This is a genomic window from Ensifer sp. Root31 (assembly GCF_001424825.1).
GTDB lineage: Bacteria > Pseudomonadota > Alphaproteobacteria > Rhizobiales > Rhizobiaceae > Ensifer > Ensifer canadensis.
The window spans coordinates 1-20,198 of record NZ_LMCO01000067.1 but is presented as its reverse complement, the minus strand read 5'-3'; the positions used below and the strand labels follow the sequence as shown (position 1 = coordinate 20,198).

The 20,198-nt window shown below is 60.6% G+C and carries 21 protein-coding genes and 3 pseudogenes; 1 reads left to right on the top strand and 23 read right to left on the bottom strand.

All coding sequences use genetic code 11. The features are described from left to right. Positions 1 to 31: 31 nt before the first annotated feature. Positions 32 to 1,021 (top strand): glycosyltransferase, encoded by a 990-nt coding sequence (locus ASD00_RS37060; RefSeq protein WP_057211545.1) that lies wholly within the window; start codon positions 32 to 34, stop codon positions 1,019 to 1,021. 17 nt (positions 1,022 to 1,038) lie between these two features. On the opposite strand, the gene ASD00_RS37055 is transcribed toward ASD00_RS37060, so the two are convergent. The 23 genes and pseudogenes from ASD00_RS37055 to ASD00_RS36950 all read right to left on the bottom strand — a co-directional run. Further along, the gene (locus ASD00_RS37055; protein WP_025425951.1) at positions 1,039 to 1,602 is read right to left on the bottom strand and encodes a hypothetical protein; all 564 of its coding nucleotides are present in this window, start codon (positions 1,600 to 1,602) and stop codon (positions 1,039 to 1,041) included. Next, positions 1,603 to 1,971 carry a hypothetical protein gene (locus tag ASD00_RS37050; protein WP_025425950.1) on the bottom strand — a complete coding sequence of 123 codons (369 nt, stop codon included), beginning with the start codon at positions 1,969 to 1,971 and terminating at the stop codon, positions 1,603 to 1,605. 14 nt (positions 1,972 to 1,985) lie between these two features. Next, on the bottom strand, positions 1,986 to 2,537 hold the full coding sequence (locus ASD00_RS37045) for a rod-binding protein (protein ID WP_025425949.1): 552 nt from the start codon (positions 2,535 to 2,537) through the stop codon (positions 1,986 to 1,988). Positions 2,538 to 2,653: 116 nt separating this feature from the next. Next, positions 2,654 to 3,067 carry a hypothetical protein gene (locus tag ASD00_RS37040; RefSeq protein ID WP_025425948.1) on the bottom strand — a complete coding sequence of 138 codons (414 nt, stop codon included), beginning with the start codon at positions 3,065 to 3,067 and terminating at the stop codon, positions 2,654 to 2,656. 4 nt (positions 3,068 to 3,071) lie between these two features. Then, complete coding sequence (fliR, locus tag ASD00_RS37035; protein WP_057211542.1) at positions 3,072 to 3,824, bottom strand: flagellar biosynthetic protein FliR; 753 nt, start codon at positions 3,822 to 3,824, stop codon at positions 3,072 to 3,074. Then, a complete protein-coding gene (gene flhA / locus ASD00_RS37030; RefSeq protein WP_025425946.1) occupies positions 3,821 to 5,908 on the bottom strand; it encodes a flagellar biosynthesis protein FlhA in 2,088 nt (695 codons plus the stop codon). Before flhA ends, fliR begins: the two co-directional genes overlap by 4 nt. Before the next feature lie 220 nt (positions 5,909 to 6,128). Further along, a complete protein-coding gene (fliQ, locus tag ASD00_RS37025) occupies positions 6,129 to 6,395 on the bottom strand; it encodes a flagellar biosynthesis protein FliQ (RefSeq protein WP_025425945.1) in 267 nt (88 codons plus the stop codon). Between the two features lie 7 nt (positions 6,396 to 6,402). After that, a complete protein-coding gene (gene flgD / locus ASD00_RS37020) occupies positions 6,403 to 6,813 on the bottom strand; it encodes a flagellar hook assembly protein FlgD (RefSeq protein WP_025425944.1) in 411 nt (136 codons plus the stop codon). After that, entirely contained in the window at positions 6,804 to 7,253 is a 450-nt protein-coding gene (gene flbT / locus ASD00_RS37015) for a flagellar biosynthesis repressor FlbT (RefSeq protein WP_025425943.1), read from the bottom strand. Before flbT ends, flgD begins: the two co-directional genes overlap by 10 nt. Then, positions 7,250 to 7,597, bottom strand: a complete 348-nt coding sequence (gene flaF, locus ASD00_RS37010) for a flagellar biosynthesis regulator FlaF (RefSeq protein WP_025425942.1) — start codon at positions 7,595 to 7,597, stop codon at positions 7,250 to 7,252. Before flaF ends, flbT begins: the two co-directional genes overlap by 4 nt. A 35-nt stretch (positions 7,598 to 7,632) precedes the next feature. Beyond that, positions 7,633 to 8,685, bottom strand: coding sequence for a flagellar hook-associated family protein (locus ASD00_RS37005; protein ID WP_057211540.1), 1,053 nt, complete (start codon positions 8,683 to 8,685; stop codon positions 7,633 to 7,635). 2 nt (positions 8,686 to 8,687) lie between these two features. Further along, complete coding sequence (gene flgK / locus ASD00_RS37000) at positions 8,688 to 10,103, bottom strand: flagellar hook-associated protein FlgK (protein WP_025425940.1); 1,416 nt, start codon at positions 10,101 to 10,103, stop codon at positions 8,688 to 8,690. A 23-nt stretch (positions 10,104 to 10,126) separates the two neighbouring features. Beyond that, positions 10,127 to 11,359, bottom strand: a complete 1,233-nt coding sequence (locus ASD00_RS36995) for a flagellar hook protein FlgE (protein ID WP_025425939.1) — start codon at positions 11,357 to 11,359, stop codon at positions 10,127 to 10,129. A 91-nt stretch (positions 11,360 to 11,450) separates the two neighbouring features. Continuing rightward, positions 11,451 to 12,122 carry a response regulator transcription factor gene (locus ASD00_RS36990; RefSeq protein ID WP_025425938.1) on the bottom strand — a complete coding sequence of 224 codons (672 nt, stop codon included), beginning with the start codon at positions 12,120 to 12,122 and terminating at the stop codon, positions 11,451 to 11,453. Between the two features lie 270 nt (positions 12,123 to 12,392). Beyond that, positions 12,393 to 12,950, bottom strand: coding sequence for a transglycosylase SLT domain-containing protein (locus ASD00_RS36985; RefSeq protein ID WP_025425937.1), 558 nt, complete (start codon positions 12,948 to 12,950; stop codon positions 12,393 to 12,395). Then, entirely contained in the window at positions 12,901 to 14,358 is a 1,458-nt protein-coding gene (locus tag ASD00_RS36980; protein ID WP_025425936.1) for a flagellar hook-length control protein FliK, read from the bottom strand. Before ASD00_RS36980 ends, ASD00_RS36985 begins: the two co-directional genes overlap by 50 nt. After that, positions 14,355 to 15,665, bottom strand: a complete 1,311-nt coding sequence (gene motC / locus ASD00_RS36975; RefSeq protein WP_025425935.1) for a chemotaxis protein MotC — start codon at positions 15,663 to 15,665, stop codon at positions 14,355 to 14,357. Before motC ends, ASD00_RS36980 begins: the two co-directional genes overlap by 4 nt. 5 nt (positions 15,666 to 15,670) lie before the next feature. After that, positions 15,671 to 16,879 carry a MotB family protein gene (locus tag ASD00_RS36970; RefSeq protein WP_025425934.1) on the bottom strand — a complete coding sequence of 403 codons (1,209 nt, stop codon included), beginning with the start codon at positions 16,877 to 16,879 and terminating at the stop codon, positions 15,671 to 15,673. Further along, a complete protein-coding gene (locus ASD00_RS36965; protein ID WP_025425933.1) occupies positions 16,876 to 17,529 on the bottom strand; it encodes a hypothetical protein in 654 nt (217 codons plus the stop codon). Before ASD00_RS36965 ends, ASD00_RS36970 begins: the two co-directional genes overlap by 4 nt. Before the next feature lie 454 nt (positions 17,530 to 17,983). Further along, on the bottom strand, positions 17,984 to 18,952 hold the full coding sequence (locus tag ASD00_RS36960) for a flagellin (protein ID WP_025425932.1): 969 nt from the start codon (positions 18,950 to 18,952) through the stop codon (positions 17,984 to 17,986). Between the two features lie 332 nt (positions 18,953 to 19,284). Further along, positions 19,285 to 19,470 (bottom strand): annotated as a pseudogene (locus ASD00_RS40665) (flagellin); the annotation flags it as partial. Between the two features lies 1 nt (position 19,471). After that, positions 19,472 to 19,774: pseudogene (locus ASD00_RS40660) on the bottom strand (flagellin); the annotation flags it as partial. Between the two features lies 1 nt (position 19,775). After that, a pseudogene (locus ASD00_RS36950) lies at positions 19,776 to 20,198 on the bottom strand (flagellin); the annotation flags it as partial.

Sequence of the window (20,198 nt, the reverse complement as noted above, 5' to 3'; positions counted from 1 at the left end):
TTGCCAGCAATCCGCTTGCACAGGTTTCACGATGACGTCTATCGGCCAGGATATTTCCGTCTATTTCCGGACCGAGTTGGAAGACGCCGGTGACATCGAACTCGTCGTGGTGCTACCGACCTTTCGGCGCCCGGAACATGTCATCAAGACGCTGAAAACCATTGTTTCCCAACGGCCTGACGTTGCCTTTGCCACGGTCGTCATCGAGAACGACGATGAAGGTCTGGCAGGTGCTGCGGCGGCGAAGGACTTCTTCCTCGGGCACCCGTCCGACTCCATCGTCATCATCGCCCACCAGCGTGGAAACTGCTACGCCTACAACGCCGGCTGGGCGATGGCGCTCGAAACCTATCCCAACCTGCGCGCCATTGCCATCATCGACGACGACGAGATCGCCTCACCCGAATGGCTCGATTGCCTCGTCACGGCACAGCAAGCGACCCAGGCGGACATGGTCGGCGGTCCACAGCTGCCGGTTTTCGAGGATATGAGCGGGCAGAAGTGGAAGCGGCACCCGGTGTTTACGCCCCATTATGAGACGACAGGACCTGTGCCTATCCTGTTTTCTTCGGGTAACGTGCTGGTGACGCGCCGGGTTCTCGACGCCATGCCGCGCCCGTTTCTGGACCCGGCTTTCAACTTCATCGGTGGCGGCGACGCCGACTTCTACAGCCGCAGCAAGGAGAAGGGGTTTTCGTTCGCCTGGACCAAGGAGGCCTGGGTGGCGGAAACGGTGCCGGCACGGCGCACCAACGCATCATGGATCCGTGCGCGAAGCCTCAGAAACGGGGCAATTTCGACGATGCTCGAGCACCGCCGGGATCCGAGCTTTGGCGGACGGGTGAAGACCTTCGGCAAATCGCTTGCGCTGCTTGGCGCCGCTATCCCGCGCGGCATCAAACTATGGAGAAAAACCGGTCTTGCCGCCGCCGGTCTCTACCACTTCTATGTGGCTGGCGGGCGGCTGATGGCGGAGTTCGGCCTGGTCAACGAACAATACCGCAACCCCGAAAAGAACTGAGCGCCGCTGAGTGGCGATCAGTGGGTGCTGGCGTTGATGCTGCCTTCCGGCAACTTGTCGTTGGCGACGTTGCCGTTCTTGTCGACGATGGCGACCGGCTTCTGACGCGGGACGTTCTGGCCGTTGGCCACGCGCTTGACGTCGTCCTTGGTCAGATATTCGAGCTGTTCGACGAGGACCTCGGTGATCACCTCGCCGCCAAGCTTCTTGTTGAGCCCATCCTTGACCGTCGACTTGAAGGTCGGCAGGTCGAACGTGCCTGTGTCGCCGACATCGATGAACCTCGAACCGACCAGCATGTCGTAGAGTTCGTCGGTGACCATCTGGCGAAGCGGCGCGCGCAGATTGTTGATGCCTTCCTTCGTCGCCGAGAAGGAAAGCTTGGTCAGGAAATAGCCCTGTACGGCGCCGTCCTTGATGACGGGAACCGTGATCATTTCTCCCGGAACATATTGCTCCGATGCACGCCGCGTTGCTTCCGCATCCGAGACGACGGGCGCCGAGGCGCTCTGCATCGAATAATAGACGGATCCGAGCGTGACGGCGCAGACCCAAACCCCGGTGAGAACGAGCTTGAGCATTCAGAAATCGCTATAGCGGAACTGCGCTTCGGAATAGATGCCGTCGGCATCTGCATCCTGGGCGGCGGTCTTCAGCAGATCGACGACGGATCGCACTGCGTCGAGGTGGGCTTCGACCTTTTGCGAGTTGATCTCGAGCTTGTCGCGCAGGTGACGGGTCTGCGACGCGAAGGCCGGCGAAAACTCGCCCGGCAGCGTATCGCGGTGCAGCATCGTCAGTTCGTAGAGGCAACGGCTCTTGTGCGCGTTCGACGTCTTGATATCGAACTCCGGATCGACGCCGATACGGCTGTTCTCATTGTCGATGATCATTTCCAGCCGGCCGAGCACGTTCTGGATCCGGACGTCGTTGGATGCCACAGCTTCCATAAATGAACTCCCAATTAAGCTTGTTTGTTTTTATCGTCTTCAGTCGTGTAGCCAGTGAGCGTCTTGCGCTCGTATTCCTGCACGAGGCTTGCGGCCAGGTTTCGGCTGTTGCCATCGAGCGAGGCATTGACACGTTCGCGCGCATCGCCGGCAGCCAACTGGTCGGCAATGCCGATGCCGCCGCTCTTGGAAATGACATCGCCGATCTGCTCGGCCATCATGCTTTTCCAGATGTCGCCGGACGTGCCCTTTCCGAAAACATTCTCGCTGTCGTTCGGAAGCATGGATTTCACGAAATTCTGCAGGATCATCGCTTCGAACTTGCGATAGGTCTCGGGAACCTTCTTCTGCTCGACCCGGTTGTTGATATCGCCGAGGCCGCTCGATCCCTCCGAAGAGTTGAGGACGTTGACGGCGGCGGCGAAACCGTTGCCGTTTTCGGCGAGGCTCGTCGCCTGGAAGGCGGCGCGATTGGCCTTCAGCCGGGCCTGCGCTTCCTGCACCTCGGCCGGATCGGCCGCGCGCACGACGTCCATCACCAGATCGCTGGGCGGAGAGATAGCCATGACAAATCCTCTCGACAACGGCATCGCAGCGACCCCGACCGGGCCGACGCAATCGCGCGTTCAACATCTCGACCGAACGTCCCACCACACGGGGGTGGAGCGTTCCGGATGTCGCACTATCGCCCGTCAACCTTACCGGAAGCTGGCGCTTGGCGGGCAACGTGTTGATCGATCAGGTCATAGATCGAATTGTCGGCCTCTTCCCGGTCTTCCGATTGCCGGGCATCCTTCATGTTTTCCTCGAGCCGGTCGGCCTTGGCCCGCTCCTTCAGCATGCGCGCTTCGTGCGTCTGCTGGATGCCGAACAGCATCTGGTCCTTCTGCACGAGGCGCCCGACCTGCGAGGAATAGTGGCCGGAAAACATGCGATGCATCGGATGGGCCGAGCCCATGGCATCGACGACGACATCAATCGTCTCGGCCAGGGCCTCGCGCTGCCGCACCATCTCGACAAAGTCAGCCTCGGCCATCTGCTCGAGATGCCGTTGGACTGCGACCAGGCGCTTGAGCTTCTGCGACCGCGTCTTCATGTGGCTATACCCCTTGCATGACCGGCGCAAAGCCGTCGCCGAACAGGCGCAGCATGGCGGCGATACCGAGATAGAGCAGGAACATGCCGCCCATGATCAGATAGGGCTGCGAGATGAAGTAGATCGGGATCTGCGGCGCCAGCTTGTTGACCATGCCGATGGCGACGTTGAACAAAAGGCCATAGATCAGGAAGGGGCTCGCGAGCCTCAGCATGATCATGAAGGTCTGCTCGAGCGAATCCGTCAGGGTGATGAGCACGCCCTGCGGATCGAAGACGCTGCCGACCGGCATGACCCGATAGGACTGGGCGATCGCCTCGAACATCACGTGGTGGAAATCGAGCATGAACAGGATCATCAAGCCGGCAAAACTGATCATGCTGGTGAGCTGGTTTTCCGCCGTGTCTTCGATCACGTCCGACGACGGCGGCGGGCTGAAGCCCATCAGCATCGTTATCGTCGTGCCAGCGAACTGAAGGCCGAGCACATAGTAGCGGGCAACCAGGCCGATGACCGCGCCGACGGCGGTTTCGGCAGCGATCAGGTAGATATAGGTGTGTCCCTTGCCGGTCACCTGCGGATAGATATCGGTCCACATGACGGGTAGGATCGCCATGGAGATGGCGACCGCGATGAACAGCCGGATCTGCATGGGAATGCGCGCGGTCGAGAACCCCGGCATGATCATGATACACGCCCCGATCCGGCAGAATGCCGCAAACAGTGCGAGCACCGTGCCCTCGGGGTCGGTTATCATGAAATAGAGCCGATGATCTTGATCTCGAGGCCCTTGGCAAGCTCGACATGCGAGAGCACGGGCAAAGTGGCAAAAAGACGCTCGATGATCATGCGGACATAAGAACGGGATTCGGGCGAACTTACCAGTACGAAGGGCATGCCGCGATCGAGATGTTCACGGATAACTTTCGTCGCCTGCTCGCTGAACTCTTCGAGATGGCGCGGATCGATGTCGAACTCGACGACTTCACCCTTTGCGTCGCGCTTCAGCGCCTGGTGGAACACCATATCCCATTTGTTGCCGAGGCGCAGGACGCGCAGGACGCCGTTGTCGGCAAGGTCGCCGCACAGCTGCTGCGACATGCGCACACGCACGTGCTCGACGATCTGCTCCGTCTTGCGGACATGCGGCGCGAGTTCGGCCACCGCTTCGAGGATCAGGTGCAGGTTGCGGATCGATACCCGCTCCGCCAAGAGCAGCTTCAAGACTGCCTGCAGGCCGGAATAGGACATGTGCGAAGTGCAGATTTCGTCGGCCAGCTTGCGGTATTCCGGGTCCAGCCGATCGATCAGTACCTTCACATCCTTGTAGGACAAGAGATGCGGCAGGTTGTTGCGGATCACTTCGGACAGATGCGTCAGCACCACCGAGACGTTGTCGATCGGGTGGAAGCCTTCGCGCTTCAGGTCTTCGGTGAATGTCTCGAGGATCGAGACCGCCGGCATGCCGAAGGCGGGCTCACGGATCTCGTCTCCCGGCACGCTCGGACGGCGGCCGCCGCCTGTGACCACCAGAACTTCACCGACACGCACCGTGTTGGAGGCGATCGTAGTGCCGTGGATGCGCACGTGATAGGCCTTGTCCGGGATGCTGATGTCGTCGGAAACCTTGATCTCCGGAATGACGAGACCGTATTGACCGGCGAACTTGCGGCGCATCTTGCCGACGCGGAAGGCCAGTTCCTGGTGCGCGCCGAGCAGTCGGGTCGACACCTGCTTGCCGAGCAGCAATTCGATCTCCGCCGTCTTCAGCACCGATTTGACCGAGTCCGCCTCACCGTCCTTAGCCTGCTGGGCCGTCGCGGCTTCCTCCATCCGGCGCGCCGCATTTTCCGCCTCGATCTGCCGCGGAATGACCCAGCTCAGGAACGCCATGCCGCCGCCAAGGAACGCAAACGGCAGAAACGGCAGTCCCGGAACCAGCGCAAGCAGGATGATCAGACCGGAGGCAACCATCAAAGCGCGGGGATAACCACCGAGCTGCCCGACAACGGCCTGGTCGGTCGAGCCGGCGGTTCCGCCACGCGACACGAGGAGGCCGGCGGCGAGCGAGACGATCAGCGCGGGGATCTGTGAGACCAGACCGTCACCGACGGAAAGCTTGACGAAGACGTCGGCCGCTTCGCCGATCGGCATGTCATGGCGCAGATAGCCGATGATGATGCCGCCAAAAATATTGATCGCGGTGATGATCAGGCCGGCGATCGCATCGCCGCGCACGAACTTCGACGCGCCGTCCATTGCGCCGAAGAATGAGCTTTCCTGCTCCAGTTCGCGACGACGATGCTGCGCTTCCTTTTCGTCGATCAGACCGGCCGAAAGGTCGGCGTCGATCGCCATCTGCTTGCCGGGAATGGCATCGAGGGTGAAGCGCGCGCCGACTTCGGCGATACGCGTCGCACCCTTGGTGATGACGATGAAGTTCACCGTGATCAGGATCAGGAAGACGATCAGACCGATGACGAAATCGCCGGACATGACGAGGCTGGCGAAACCGGAAATGACGCCGCCGGCGGCGCCGTGGCCTTCGTGACCGTGGGAAAGGATGACGCGCGTCGTTGCGATATTCAACGCCAGGCGAACCATGGTCGAAATCAAAAGGATCGTCGGAAAGGACGAGAATTCGAGCGGCCGCTGGATCCACAGCGCCACCATCAGGATCAGGACCGAGAAGGCGATCGAGAAAGCCAGCCCCATGTCGATCAGGAACGGCGGGATCGGCAGGAAGAGAATTGCCAGGATCATGACGATCCCGAGCGCAAAGCCGATGTCCCGGCCCTTTGGTGCTACTTTCGGGATGATCAACGCCGCTTGCTGTGCCATGTCTCTTCCGTCTCTTCATGAGAGGTCGGGCAGCATTCACACGCGCTGCCCCAATCTTAAGACTGGAGATAGAGGCCCAAGCTTGCGCGAAGGTGGTAGCGCGACAGCGCCGCGCGTCAAATATGACGCGCAAAGGACGCTGTATCGCTTTAAACTTGCTGCATAATTTCATTCTTAAATCGGATCCGATTTAAGAATGAAATTATGCCGTAAGGCGCGCTCAGAATCCGGACTGGATTCGGGAGAAGACGATGTCGGTGAAGATCGAGATCTGGGCGCCGATGAAAGGCGCGGAAACAGCGACCGTGATCATCACGGCAAGGATCTTCGGTACGAAGGTCAGGGTCATTTCCTGAACCTGGGTCAGCGCCTGAATGAAGGCGATGACGACGCCGACGATCATCGCGGCGAGAACGGCGGGCCCCGAGGCAACGATCACGGTCCAGATCGCAGCCTGCACGATATCGAGGGCATCCGCCTCATTCATAGGGGTATCACTTTACCTTGACGCCTGGGCCGATAACGAGCTCCTTGCCGTTATCCAGCACTGCAATGATTCCGTCAGAGTATAGTTTGACTTCCTTGACAACGCCAGTGACTGTGCCGTCGGCATTGGTGACAGTCTTGCCGATCACCGCGTCCGCCTCGCTGAGCGACGTGCGCTGCAGCAGGCTTTCGAGATTCTTGTTGGTCTTGATCGTCTGTTCGACCTGCGAGAAGGTCGCGAGCTGCGCGATCTGCTGCGTGGCGTCCATCGGCTGCGTCGGGTCCTGATTCTTCATCTGGGCCACGAGCAGCTTGAGGAAGCTCTCGTAGTTCAGCGACGCCTTGCTGGCGTCGTTGCCAGAGTCGGCACCCGAGACGATCGGGGTGTAGTCATTGTTGCTGACGCCGCTTACCGCCATGGTGCGATCTCCTTGCGAATCTGCTCGACCGTGGCCGGCGTGATTTCCTGCGTGTTGAGGATGCGGTCTTCGATGGCGTAGAGCCCACGGATCGCCTTCAGCGCTTCGAAGGCGCGGCCGTTGGTGACCAGGCCGTCGACCCGCTTCAGTTCGGCCAGGATCTCTTCGTTCTTGAAGCAGTTAAGCAGCATGACGACCGACTTGCGGAACATTGCGGTCGATTGCTCGGCGCCTTCCGGGTTGATCAGGATCATCTGGGCGATGAAGTAGAGCTGCTTCAACGGCGTCGTCGCGTCTTCCGGCTGAAGCACGTGGTTTTCCAGAAGGAAGGTCACGTCATTCAGGAATTCGACGGCGACCTTGCGGTCAACGCGAAGCACCGCGCCGTTTACAAAAATTCTTTCGCCCGACTTCAGCGAGATACGCAGTGTGCTCTTCATTTCAGTCCATCCCTGATGATGGTGGTAATGTCAATTATGCCCTGGAAGTTGGAGGATTCGCGTTTGCGGATCTTTTCCGTCTCGTTGAGTATCCAGATGGCGATCGAAATCAGATTGGCGCGCAGCTCTTCGTTGAGCTGGTTTTCCGGAGCGCGAAGATCCTCGATGAAGCGGATCCAGACGCGCCGGGTGAAATAGATCGCCTCGATGGCTTCTCTCGAATACCCGTTCTGCTGTCTTGCGGCTTCAAGGAGCGCAATCGAGCGATCGAGTACCTGCCGCTCTCGATTCTTGGAGTCGGCAACGCCATCCTCCATGATCTCGGCATAGGAAAATTGGTACATTCAGACATCCTTCATGTTTGTCCGGTCGCCTCTTCTCAGAGGTAGTTGAGCAAGCTCATCTGCTGCAGTCTCGACGTCAGCGCGTAGGATGTATCGAGCTGGGTCTTCAACATATTCACGCGCGTTGCGTTTTCTTCCTGATCGATGCCGTTGACGTCGATGATGTGGGTCTTGATGAGCTTCTCCTGCGCCTCGATCGAAGTCGTCGCCTTCTTGACGCGCGACTCCGAGATACCGAGCGAGCTGCGTTCCCCGTTCAGGCCGGCAATAGCCTGCTCCATGTAGCCGAATGCGGCGTTGTTGAGCGTGTTGCGGACCTGCGAATCGACGTTCTTGTCCATCAGTTCCGACGAGATCACGCTGGCAAGCGCGAACATCCGGAAGCTCTTGGTATTGGCGTTGGTCGAGCTCTCGATGACCTCGCTGGCGCTGATCCGGCTCGTCATGTTCTGGCTCGAGGCATCAGACCAGTTGGCATCCCAATCCGTGCCCATGAACATCGGTTCGAGCTTGGTCGTGATGAAGTCCTGCATCTGTGCCGGCGTGAACTGGCTCATGTCGGTCAGGCTGTTTGTCGACATGTAGCTGCTGAGCGCCGTATCGAATGCGGCCTTGGCCGCAGACGGAGGCACGGAGTTGTAGTCCGCGAGCGGCTTGACGTCTGAGTTGATGCCCGAAAACAGGAACTCACCGTTGAAAGAGGTGTTCGCCGCCGATGTGAAGATCTGAAGCGCGCCATTCACTTCGGACTTCAGGATCTTCATCGCGTCGACGCTGTCGTTGCCCTTGTAGGTCACAAGCGTGTCGCGCACCTTCTCGGCGGCCTTCTGCATCGTCTCAAGCGCGCCCTGGGAGGCGGAAAGCCTCTGCGTGACCACGGCGTTGGTGCCCTTCAGGGAGCCCATCCTGTCCAGCTCGCGCTGCAGATTGAGCGATCGCGACGTCGACGCCCCAAGCGTTAGGCCGATGTCGTAGTGAATGCCGCTCGTGCTTTCCTGGGTGCGTCGCAGCAACTCGGCCTGAGTCTGCTGGATCGTCAGGCGCATGGCGGTCTGAATCGCCAGGTTCGAAACGAAGGATGTCTTCATGATTACCTCACAGCTTCCATAAGGGCCGCCATCATGGCGTCCACGGTGCTGACCAGCTTGGCCGATGCTTTGTAGGATTGTTCGAGATCGAGCAGCAGCGACAGTTCTTCGTCGATGCTGACGCCAGTCTGCTTGCTCAGCGCTTCCGCCGTGCGCGACAGCAGAGCCGACTTGTTGTCGTCGGCTGTCGATGCCGTCTTGCGGAACTGCTCCAACCAGCCGACGGAGCTGGTGGCGAAATTCAGAATGTTGCTGTTGCTGTCGAGGCCGGACGCTGGGTCGAACGCCATGTTCTCACCCATTGCGTTGATGAAGCCGTCCAGCAGGGCGGTATAGCCTGCATTGCCGGTGGGGTTGTTCGACGTACCGTCGAAACCACCGTCGCGCAGCATCAGCGGGTCTGCCTTGGCAAGCGCGTTGACCGTGATCTTCGATGCCATGCCAGGCACGATGCCGACTGGCGGAATACCCGCCGTTCCCCAGGTAAACAGGCCGGGCTGGCCGCCTTCCTGGAACATCGTCACCAGGCCGCGGGCGATTTCGTCGAGCTGCGACTGGAATTTCGGCCCGACGTCGTCGCGCAGCTGTACGAGTGCTGCTAGCTTGCCCTTCGCCGTCGTATCGGCGCCGGTTCCCGCGGCAATCGGCACGCCGTCGACATAGATCTTGTTGCCGACTGTCGTCGCGTCGTAAACGTTTTGCGAGGCGAAGGTGACCGAGCGCGGAATCGTCTCGAACAGCACGGTCCCGTCGGTGGTGAAGATCACAGTGTCGTTGTTGGCGCGCGTCGTCGTCGAAATGCCGACGATCTCGGAGACCTGCTTCAAAATCTTGTCGCGCTGATCGAGCGCGTCGTTCGGGTCCGACCCTTGCGCCGTTGCCGCCTTGACGGCGTTGTTGGCCTTTTCGAATTCCGCCAACAGGCCATTCAGCTTGTCGACCTCCAGCGCGATTTCCTTGTCGGCATTCTCGCGCATGTCCTGGACGGACTTGGAGGCCTTGTTGAGCGAATCCGCCAGGTCCCCGGCATCAGAAACCGCCGTTGCGGCGATCGTCTTGTTGCCAGGGGTCGCGGCAAAGGTCTGAAGGCTGTTGCGGAAATCGGCCAGCAGCTTGGAAGGCGCCGTCTCGTAGCTGTTGCCACCGAGCGCCGACTTCATCAGTTCCAGCCCTTCCCGCAGCCTTGCCTGGCCCGAGGCCTCGCCCATGCCGGCGATGCTCTGTTTGAGCAGCGCCTCGTTCTGGGCACGGTAGATGGATACGACCTGCGCGCCATTCGCCGTGCTTCCGAGCAAAGCAAGCCGACGCGAGTAGTCCGCGTTGCCCGCGTTCGCGATGTTCTTCGACACGATCGCGGTTTGCTGCGCCGTGTTGCTGAAAGCCTGTTGTGCGATGGATATTGCGGAGGACAGCGACATAACGCGGACCGTATCTCTTTCAATTACCGTTTCAGGTTGACCAGAACTTCAAGCAGGTCCGATGCGGTCTGGAACACCTTGGAGTTTGCCGTGTAGTTGCGTTGCGCCTCGATCATCGAGGTCAGCTCGTTGGCGATATCGACGTTGGAGTTCTCGAGCGCCTTGGACTGGATGTTGCCGAACGCACCGGAGCCGGCAAAACCGGTGACGATGACGCCGGAATCGGTGCCCTGCGAGTAGACGTTGCCAGACTGCGGCAAGAGCCTGTCCGGGCTCTGGACGGTGGCAAGCGCGATGCGGAACTTCGGAATGAGGTTACCGTCGCCGTACTTGACGTAGACCACGCCTTCCTTGTCGATCTCGAAGCCCGACATCTTGCTCGGCTTGCTGCCGTCGATGCCGCCGCCGGTGCTGGTGAAATCGCCACCGAGCTGCGACGTCTTTGTCGTGTCGATCGTCAGGGCGCCGAGATTGGCGCCTGTGCCCGGCAGGTTGTTGATAGGCGTCGTCGTCAGCGTGGCGGGCGTGGCCGAAATGCGCTTGCCGGCCGCGTCAAACGTCATGCTCTGCGAGCCGATCACGCCCGTTGCCGGCGGGCCTGCCGTGTATGTCGAACGGTCCCGTATCTCAAGCGACCACTGGTTCACGCCGGTTTTCTTGTAGACGAAGTCGAGGATGCGGGTGTTACCCTGGCTGTCGTAGACGACAAGCGACGTCGGCTTTTCGTCGCCGACGGCAGCACCTGACGGCAGGTTCGCTTCCATCGTGCCCTTGGTCGAGCCCGACGCCACCAGGCCTTCGTCCTTGAGCTTGACTTCCGTCAGGCCGTCGAAGCCGTTGACCACGACCGTCGGGTCGGCGCCAGCCTTGTATTCGTAGCCCATCAGCTTGAAGCCGGCGGTGTTGACGAGGTTGCCGTCCTTATCGGGAACGAAGGAGCCGGCACGGGTCAGGAAATTCTCGCCGCCGTTGCCCTGCACGATGAAGAAGCCGCCGCCGTTGATCGCGAGGTCGCTCGAGGACGTCGTGTAGCTTGTGCCGCCCTGCTGCGAAATGCTGTAGCGCACCTGGGTCTCGACGCCGCCGGAATTGTAGTTGCCGCCGCCCGAAGGCAGGATCATCGATGAGAACTCTGTCGAGGCGCGCTTGTAGCCCGTCGTGTTCGCATTCGCGATGTTTTCGGCGACAGTGCCGAGACGGTTCGACTGAGCGTTCATACCGGAGACGCCCGTTCTCATGCTGCCATAGAGACTCATATCGGATCCTCATTTCCACGTTGCAGCGACACTAGGAAGCGGGCCTTGCGTGAACCTGTCTTAGGTACGCCCTGACCCGCCTAGCCGCGCCTTAGTTCCAGTCGATGCAGTAGCCAAGGAACCGCTTGGAATCGATCGGGTCGAAGCCCAACTTCTTGCGCAGTTTCTTGCGCAGCTTGCTGATGTGGCTTTCGACGACGTTCTCCTCGACGTCTTCATCGAAGATGCCGTAAATCGCGTTGAAAATCTGAGACTTGGAGACTCGGCGCCCGCGGTTGGAGACCAGATATTCGAGAATGCGGCGCTCGCGGCGTGGCAATGCGAACACGTCGCCGTTGATCTCCGGATCGCGGCCATCTGCAAAGACGCGGATCGGGCCGATGTCGGTGTAGTTGTTGATGGCTTTCAGGCGGCGACGGATCGCCGCAACGCGTGCCAGGATCTCGCGGGGGTGAACCGGCTTGCGAACGACGTCGTCGACGCCGCAGTCGAACAACGCCAGGGTGTTTTCGAGCGAAGGCGTATCGCTGACCGCAATGACGGGCGCCATCGACCGGTCGCGGATCGCGCGCGGCAAGGCAAAGGTGCTGTCACCCTGGCCGATCAGAAACGCTTCGACCGCGTCGATATCCGAATCTGCCGCCGCATTCACCCACTCGCCGAACTCCTTGGGATCAAAGCCCGTCGAGGGAATTCCTTCACGCCCGAAAAGCGACGTGTAGCCGTCTTTCACGAGTTCTCTATCGTCAACCACTACGATCATTCGTCCGCCTCCGAATCAGTATGGCACCGCACTGATTGAGAGGTACGAATCGAGGGATTCATGAACAACTAGAGGAAGTTAATGGGTGGAATTAATAATTGATTAACCATATCGCGCCGATTTGATCTACATCTAGTGGCTAAGCGTTAACGGTCACACTAAAATAATGTGGAAAAGTTAACGGCTTGCGACAAAACCACTTGCCGTCACATTCTCCACGCATTGTCGCCACAATGCAGAATGACCCGTAATCAAACAATCATTGGTTGCTTATTGACAGAACTGCGTGGCATTCGGCGTCCACTTGCCGTAGCCCGTCGCGACCAGATTCGCGATCACCCGGCAGACATATTTCTTCTGCGCCGGGTCGTTGTTCGGGCCGGCATGATACCGTGCGACGGCCATTGTCCAGCTCTCATGCTTCGCTCGAAGGTTGGACAGGAAGCGCGCGGCATATTCGACATTCTTGCGAGGGTCAAGCATCTCCGTCGGCGATGCGAACTGATCGCCATGGAAGTGGTAATTTATCTGCATGCAACCGAGATCGATGAGCTTGGCACCCTGCGCCTGAGCGTTGGCAAATCGAACGAGAACATCCTGCGTGCTGGTGCCGAAATAGGCCTTACCTTCGATATTCATTGCGTAGGGTTGCAGCGACCCCTTGCGGCCGGTTTCCGTCAATCCGACGGAGTAGAGTATGCCGGCCGGAATGCCGTATTTGGATGCTGCCGAGATGATTTCACGTTCGCAGATTCCAGTGTCGGCACCGGCGAATGCGCTACATGTAGACGTGACCAGTGCGAGAACGCTCAGTGCCGGCAACCGCATCATCCGTACCGCCATTGCCAACCCGCCTTTCCGCCACTGAACCCTGGCTGTCGCCATCCTGTCGCTGCCGCCCCTGCCCGCTACCGTCCTCGGCGCGATCGCGGCCCTGCTGGCCCGCCTGGGCCTGCGGCTGCGAGCTGCCGCCGCCCGTCGATGTATCGCTGCCCGAATTGAACACGACGTTGATCTGATCGACCGCGAAGCCCTGGGCTCGCAGCGCCTTGACCATTTCGCTCTGGTCGTCGCGCAGCTGGCGGAAGGCTTCGCCGTTCTCCACCTTCAGCTCGACCTGCAGCTCGTCGTCCTTCAACCGCAACGTTGCGGTGACGAGGCCAAGCTCGATCGGATGCATCTGGATCTTGAGCGTGTTCAAGGTCTTGCCGGCCTGCGTCCAGGCACCCGGCTGGCCGAGGGCAGCACTCGGCTGCAACGACTGGGCAAAGCCCGCGTCGCCGGCGATCGCGTTGGCGACATTGGTGGAATTGCTGTTCATCGAAATGCCGAGATAACGGCGAGCTTCGAGCACGGTGACGTTCTCAGCCTTGGCATTTGACCGCGCGGCGTCAACCGTCGCCCGTTCGCCGTCCTTCGATATGCTCATCGAAATCGCCTGCCCCTTGCCATCGGCGCGGGCGAAGCGGAACAACCGGTCGGTGCCCTGTTCGCCATCGGCACCTTCGGCACTCGCACCATGGGCATCGATCATCTCGCCATGCCCAGCGCCCTTGGCGCCGCGTTCACCGAGGGCATGGACGCCAGCGGCGCCGGCCGAGCCACCTTGGGCATCAGCACGCGTCGACGGCATGGCGTTGCCGCCGAGCAGCGTCAGCAGGTCGTCTACGCTGGCGCTTGGGGAAGTCTTGGCATCTGAAGCCGCGGCCGCATCAGTTGGCTCGCCGTCTGCACCCTGCGCGCCGTTTGCCTGGCCCCTACCCAAGCCGCGCGACAAACCCGCTATGCCGGCGGCCAATTCGTCGGCGTCGGCGGCAACCGTCTCATTCGCCTGTTCGCGCGCCCGCGCCGCCTTGGCAGCAACACGCTTGGCGTCTCGTCCACGCTCCGCTAGCGAGAACCGCTCGTTCTGAGCATTGTGATTGTCGAGCAACGGATCTTCCGGATCCCCAGGTGCACGATTGTGCGCCTGCTTGGAGATCGAGATCTTGGCGTCGCCGCCTTTAATGCCGCCATTGCCAATCAAGGTCGCAGCTCCAGAGTTTTCGCCTTCGGCCGCCTCGCCGTTGCCGGCGGACGAACCTTGTCCGCCCTGACCGTTCGCCTTCTGGCGCCCAGCGGTTGCGACGGCGTCCTCGAAGGCGCCGGGGGCTTGCTCCTTGCCGCCCGCACGTGCGCCCGGCTTGCCCGTCTGGGACTGAGGTGGTGCGCGCAGGCTTTCGTCGAGAGCTCTCATTTGCCTTCCCCCCTTAGCAGCGCATCGATCTCCTCCAACTTGGACCGCCCCTTGGCCACGAAACCGTCGTGAGCAGGATCGGAGGCGTCGGCAGTCTCAGCGCTGGCCTGTGTCGTCTCGCCAGCTTCTGGGGCGCTGGCATCAGCCGCCGGGCTACCGAACGGGCTCATGCCGCTTCCCGTTTCCGCACCTTCGATCTGCTCGACTGGCGTGGCTGGTCTAACCGGTCTAGCGGAGAACGCTTGCGTGAGGCTTTCATCGTCCGGTGGTCTGACAACGGCCTCTGCAACTGCCTTTGCCGCGTCACGCAGGGCTCGGTCACGCGGAGAAAGCTCAGCGTCCGGGATCGCGGCGATGCTCTGTGTTGCGGCAAAGACGTCAGACGACGGTACCGACGCCAGCCCGGCGTAAAAATTGGCGAGCACACGCGGCTCGGACGCACCGTCGGCTGCGAGCTGCTCGGCCCGTTCCGAGGCAAGCTTTGCCAAGGATTGCTTTCCGCTGATAGCCGCACGTCGTGCGACGCGAAGATAGACCTCGCGCTGGCGCGGCGCATCCATGAAAGTCAGGATTTCGGAAATCCGTTCGTGCGCCGCCTCGTCGAAATGCCCGACGGCCAGCTCGACGAAGACGTCGGCGAATTGGCTGGCATAGGGCGACGTCAGGTATCGGCGGGCGTAGTTCAGGGCATAACGAAATCCCTTGTCAGGCATGTTCGCCTGCACAGCAAGGAAGACCGAGCGACGAAGCGCCGCCTCCTCGATAATCGTTCCCGGAGCAGTCAATCGCGCCCAGTCGTAGAACTTCATCGCCCCGACCGGGTCCTGCTGAGATGTGGCATTGCCGAGGATCAGGAACAGGTAGGGACCAACACGGGAATTGCGGTACTCGGGCGCCGCCTTCGACAGGCTCTCGACGATCAGGCCACCCTTGCCGCCGAGATATTGCCTAAGCGCGTCAGTAACGCGCGAATCGAAATTGCCATCGACATCATGGTCGGCGAGATAGTTGAGTGTTTCCGGATTACCGCCGCTCATGGCGTAGACAAGTGCCGCATCGACATTGCGCGGATCGCGGAACACGGACGCATCCGCAGCCCTGAGCCGCTTGTCGATCGCACCCAGCATGAAGCGCTGCATCTCGATGGCAGAATGATCGCCGAGCACCACCGAGTCCTGCACGTATTGCAGCGACCGGATCATCTTGAAGGGTGCAAGCTCCTCGAGGTCGTTGGCATCCGCCATTCCCGCCGAAAGCGGGATGGCCAGTGCCGACATCATCAAGGCGGATCGCAAGCGTCGCAGCATCGGTTCTAACCCTTAGCCGACTGCAGCAGGATTTCGATACGGCGGTTGCCGGGCGCATAGGGATCGCCAGGGATCTGTAGCCGCCGGTCGGCAAAGCCGCTGATCTGGCTGACGCGATCTTCCTTGAGACCACCGCGAACGAGCATGTAGTAGGCGCTCTGGGCGCGCGCAGCCGACAGGCGCCAGTTGTCATAGGTGCCGTCCTTGAACGGACGACCATCGGTGTGGCCACGGATGGCGACAACGCCCTGGCGCTCAGACAGCAGCCGGCCGATCTTCTCCATGGCCATGACAAGTTCCTTCTGCGGCACGGCCGAGCCGACGGCAAACATCTGGGAATCCGTCTGTTCGCTGATCGTCAACAGCAGACCGCCTTCAGCCGGCGTCACGACGAGGCCCTCTGCCAGTTTGCCGGCATCGCCTCCGAGCTCCCTCTTGATCTCGGCCTTCAATTCCTCGGCCTGCGCTGCGGCATCCGGTTTGGCAAGTTCTGCCTCTTCGGCATCAGTCTTACCGGCGTCGGCCGGCTTCCCTTCGGCCTTTTGTTCTTCGGCGGTCTTCTGCAATGGCGCTGCGCCGCTCGCCATCGCCGCCTTGGACGCCAAGGCGACGTCCTTCTCGGTGGTGTTGCCGGCATCCTTGACTTCGACCTGTTTGGTCCAGAAGTCCGGGTCGAATGGATCGCGAAAGGCCTCGCCGCCTTCCGCCCCGGTCGACGGCCCGGACTGCGCCGCACCGCCGTCACCCTTGACGCTGATGTTTGCCTGCTGGCCGACTTCCTGCGCGATTTCCGAAAGCACCGAATAGGGATTCTCGAAGAAATCGGCGTCGGAGTATTTCGTTTCCTCGCCCGAGGTTGCGGTCAGCTGGTCGCCGGTCTTGGCCGAGCCGCCCGATTTTTCCTGCTCGCCGTCGACCTTCGATCGCTGCTGTGTCTCTTCGCCCTGCGCATCCTTGGCAGGATCCTTCAAGCCACGCTCAGCGGGCTTCTGGTCGGTCAGCTGCACCGGGTTGAAATAGGAGGCGATGGCCGCCTTCGTCTCCTCGTTGGCGGCATTGATCAGCCACATGACGAGGAAGAAGGCCATCATCGCCGTCATGAAGTCGGCGTAGGCAATCTTCCAGCCGCCGCCGTGATGCTCGCCATGACCGCCACTCACTCGTTTGACGATGATGATTTCGTTCTTGCCGTTGTGATGGCTTTCGTCGCTCATGCGAGGACCTTCCGGACAGTGTCGGCCCAAGCCGCCATTCTTGTAACGAGGATCGTCTCATCCATTTCGATGGCGAGGTCGATGTCGTTGGTTTCAACGTGGCGGAACACCGGCATGTCGTCGCCGAGGCTGCTCTTCAATGCTTCGAACAGGGGAAGCGGACCCTTGATGGTGATCGCACAGCCTTCGCCAGCGATAATTCCCTGCCGGATCATCTGCGCCATATCGGCAACGGCGCGCTGCGCGAGCGCCTCCTCCATGACAGGTGCAAGCACCCGGGCGGTCTGGTCACCCAGCGAAACCGCCAGATGCTCGGTCATCTCCTGAAACCGTCCGGCCATGCGACTTGCGGCCTCGTCCTCGAGGCGCCTGGTCAGGGCCTCGATTTCGGCCGCGTGGGCCGCCTGGAGATCGGCGATCTGATTGCCGTGTTCGAAGGCAAGCTCCGCCGACGCTTCGGCGCGGCCCTGCTCGAAAGCCTCGCGCCGTTCGGCTTCGACATCGATCTGCGGCGCAGCCGCTCGCGACGTGTGCCGGTCGCCATCGGAGTAGTCTGTATCCAGATCGGGGAAGTATTTCTGCGGCATCATCGACAATTCGACTTTCGGCGCACTGAAATCCTTGAGATAGCGGGACAGCATCGCGCTCATGGCTGGAACCTCGATGCGCGCAGCACGATAGAAGGCGATCCCCGTCTGCCCGACAGGCGCCGCCCTACGGCGCAGAATTCCCATGATCCTGACACTGCTGAAATGTCTCCCTCGGGTCCGGTCACCGATAGCGGCGAACCCTGCATTCTTTGACTTACAGCGGCCGGGCACGGGAATTTTCATTCCGGCGGCAGACCGATGCAGGCGGCGGCGCAAATCTCATATTGGCCGGCAGTCATCCGACAGGACTGCGAGGGAACGCTATTCGGTCAAACTTGTGCGAAAATGAATGTGTTGGACCGCGCCAGGGCAATTAGCGCGGTCCAACCGTTTCCACCGGGTGCCGTGACCGACGACGTGGCAGAACTCAACTCGATTCGATATCCGCCTTCTCGGCGGGCACGGACGGGCGGTCCCAAACCGGCGGAACCAAGGCGCCACCGGCTGGAAAACCTTACTGCTGGAAGAGGCGCAGGATGTTTTCGGAGTTGGTATTGGCGATCGACAGCGCCTGAATGCCGAGCTGCTGCTGCGTCTGCAGCGCCTTCAAGCGCGTCGATTCCTCATTCATGTCGGCATCGACCAGACGACCGACGCCCTTGTCGATCGTATCCATCAGGTTGGCGACAAAGCTTTCCTGCATGTCGATACGCTTGGTGATCGCGCCGAGTGTCGAACCGGCGTCCGTCAGCTGCCCGAGGATCTTGTCGACGACGCGGATCATCGCGTCCATTTCCGTGGGCGCGGTCGTCGCAGTCAGCTTGATTTCGGTGCCGGTCGGCGGCGCAGCCGGCGGGGCGACGATCAGATAGTACGGTGCGGCGGTGCCGGTCGGCGTCTGCTGCAGCTGGTCGGCATCATAGGCCCTGGTCAGCAGGCCGCGCGCCGCGCTGCCCGTGTCGATCAGCATCGATTGCGCCGTGTCGAAATCGAGCGTCGTGATGGAAACATTGCCGTTTCCGTCGCGGTTGAAGGAAGCGACGACCGACTTCGTGCCGACGGCGGCTGTATTGGTATTGTAGAGCCAGTTCTCGCTCGAGAACGACGCCGATTGTGCGGCGGACATGAGCTGGTTCTTCAGCTCGGTGATTTCCTTGTTGATCTTGAGCTTGTCGACGCCGGGCTCGCGCGCGGCGACGAGCTTGGTCTTGATTTCGGTGACGACGTCGATCGACGCCTTCATCGCCGCATAGGCAGTGTCGACCTTCGCCGCACCGAGACCAAGCGCATCCTGAACGGTGGAGAGTGCGGCGTTGTCCGAGCGCATGGTGGTCGCGATCGACCAATAGGCGGCGTTGTCGGCTGCTGTCTGCACGCGGTAGCCGGACGAGATTCGCTCCTGCACTTCGGCCATATTGGTGTTGATCGAACGCAACGTCTGAAGTGCGGCCATGGCGGCCGTGTTGGTCATGATGCTGGTCATTGGTCACTTGCCCCGAAAGATTTTCTGAGAACATTCCGGAGTGATTGACCGGCAGCGACGGGACCAGCGTCATGCGAACCGCCCCTGTTTTGCCCTGGGGGCGACCCTTCGCTCTTAACGAATGTGTAACGATTGTTTGGTTAACAAACGGTTAACGCCATTCATAAGTCAGTAACGAAGGTGAACAAAAATAAGGGAATATGAAGCAGGCGTTAACGGCAAAAGACAACGCCCCGGTAACGCAAAAACCGCGCCGTCCTTTCGGGCGGCGCGGCTTCCTGGAGGTCATGATCATGACGGGCGCAGATGCGTCCGTCATACCTATGCGCTGATTAACGGAACAGCGACAGGATGTTCTGCGAGTTGGTGTTGGCAATCGTCAGGGCCTGGATGCCGAGCTGCTGCTGCGTCTGCAGAGCCTTCAGGCGGGTCGACTCTTCGTTCATGTCGGCGTCAACCAGCTTGCCGACGCCCGATTCGATCGAGTCCATCAGGTTGTCGACGAAGTCCTTCTGGAGNCTTCAGGCGGGTCGACTCTTCGTTCATGTCGGCGTCAACCAGCTTGCCGACGCCCGATTCGATCGAGTCCATCAGGTTGTCGACGAAGTCCTTCTGGAGGTCGACGCGCTTGTTGACCGCACCGAGGTCTGCAGCAGAGTCAGTCATGCTCTTCAGGACGGTGTCAACGCCGCTGAGGTAATTGGCCAGTGTCGTTGCCGTTACGCCAGTGCTGATGTCGAGGGTCAGAACGCTGACGCCGGCGATGGCCGTGCCAGTGGAGTCCTTGAGTGCGTCTGTGAGCAGGCCGTTTGCTGTTGCTGCNGCCAGTGCTGATGTCGAGGGTCAGAACGCTGACGCCGGCGATGGCCGTGCCAGTGGAGTCCTTGAGTGCGTCTGTGAGCAGGCCGTTTGCTGTTGCTGCTTCGTCGATCAGCATGGTCTTGGTCGTGTCGACGTCGAGCGTCGTCAGGCTGACATTGCCGTTGGAGTCACGGTTGAACGAACCGACGATCGACTTCGTGCCCGGAGCAGTTGCGCCGGAAGCGGTGTAGAGCCAGTTTTCGCCGGAGAACGAAGCGGACTTGACGACGCTCTTAAGCTGTTCCTGAAGCTGCGTGATTTCCTTCTGGACCTTGGACTTGTCAACGCCCGGCTCGCTGGCAGCAACCAGCTTTGCCTTGATTTCGTCGACGACCGAGATCGCGGCTTTCATGCCGGTGTAAGCAACGTCGGTCTTGGCAGCGCC

Coding starts and splice junctions, on each gene's coding strand:
- ASD00_RS37060 (WP_057211545.1), top strand. CDS start 32: ATGACGTCTATCGGCCAGGATATTTCCGTCTATTTCCGGACCGAGTTG.
- ASD00_RS37055 (WP_025425951.1), bottom strand. CDS start 1,602: ATGCTCAAGCTCGTTCTCACCGGGGTTTGGGTCTGCGCCGTCACGCTC.
- ASD00_RS37050 (WP_025425950.1), bottom strand. CDS start 1,971: ATGGAAGCTGTGGCATCCAACGACGTCCGGATCCAGAACGTGCTCGGC.
- ASD00_RS37045 (WP_025425949.1), bottom strand. CDS start 2,537: ATGGCTATCTCTCCGCCCAGCGATCTGGTGATGGACGTCGTGCGCGCG.
- ASD00_RS37040 (WP_025425948.1), bottom strand. CDS start 3,067: ATGAAGACGCGGTCGCAGAAGCTCAAGCGCCTGGTCGCAGTCCAACGG.
- fliR (WP_057211542.1), bottom strand. CDS start 3,824: ATGATAACCGACCCCGAGGGCACGGTGCTCGCACTGTTTGCGGCATTC.
- flhA (WP_025425946.1), bottom strand. CDS start 5,908: ATGGCACAGCAAGCGGCGTTGATCATCCCGAAAGTAGCACCAAAGGGC.
- fliQ (WP_025425945.1), bottom strand. CDS start 6,395: ATGAATGAGGCGGATGCCCTCGATATCGTGCAGGCTGCGATCTGGACC.
- flgD (WP_025425944.1), bottom strand. CDS start 6,813: ATGGCGGTAAGCGGCGTCAGCAACAATGACTACACCCCGATCGTCTCG.
- flbT (WP_025425943.1), bottom strand. CDS start 7,253: ATGAAGAGCACACTGCGTATCTCGCTGAAGTCGGGCGAAAGAATTTTT.
- flaF (WP_025425942.1), bottom strand. CDS start 7,597: ATGTACCAATTTTCCTATGCCGAGATCATGGAGGATGGCGTTGCCGAC.
- ASD00_RS37005 (WP_057211540.1), bottom strand. CDS start 8,685: ATGAAGACATCCTTCGTTTCGAACCTGGCGATTCAGACCGCCATGCGC.
- flgK (WP_025425940.1), bottom strand. CDS start 10,103: ATGTCGCTGTCCTCCGCAATATCCATCGCACAACAGGCTTTCAGCAAC.
- ASD00_RS36995 (WP_025425939.1), bottom strand. CDS start 11,359: ATGAGTCTCTATGGCAGCATGAGAACGGGCGTCTCCGGTATGAACGCT.
- ASD00_RS36990 (WP_025425938.1), bottom strand. CDS start 12,122: ATGATCGTAGTGGTTGACGATAGAGAACTCGTGAAAGACGGCTACACG.
- ASD00_RS36985 (WP_025425937.1), bottom strand. CDS start 12,950: ATGCGGTTGCCGGCACTGAGCGTTCTCGCACTGGTCACGTCTACATGT.
- ASD00_RS36980 (WP_025425936.1), bottom strand. CDS start 14,358: ATGAGAGCTCTCGACGAAAGCCTGCGCGCACCACCTCAGTCCCAGACG.
- motC (WP_025425935.1), bottom strand. CDS start 15,665: ATGCTGCGACGCTTGCGATCCGCCTTGATGATGTCGGCACTGGCCATC.
- ASD00_RS36970 (WP_025425934.1), bottom strand. CDS start 16,879: ATGAGCGACGAAAGCCATCACAACGGCAAGAACGAAATCATCATCGTC.
- ASD00_RS36965 (WP_025425933.1), bottom strand. CDS start 17,529: ATGAGCGCGATGCTGTCCCGCTATCTCAAGGATTTCAGTGCGCCGAAA.
- ASD00_RS36960 (WP_025425932.1), bottom strand. CDS start 18,952: ATGACCAGCATCATGACCAACACGGCCGCCATGGCCGCACTTCAGACG.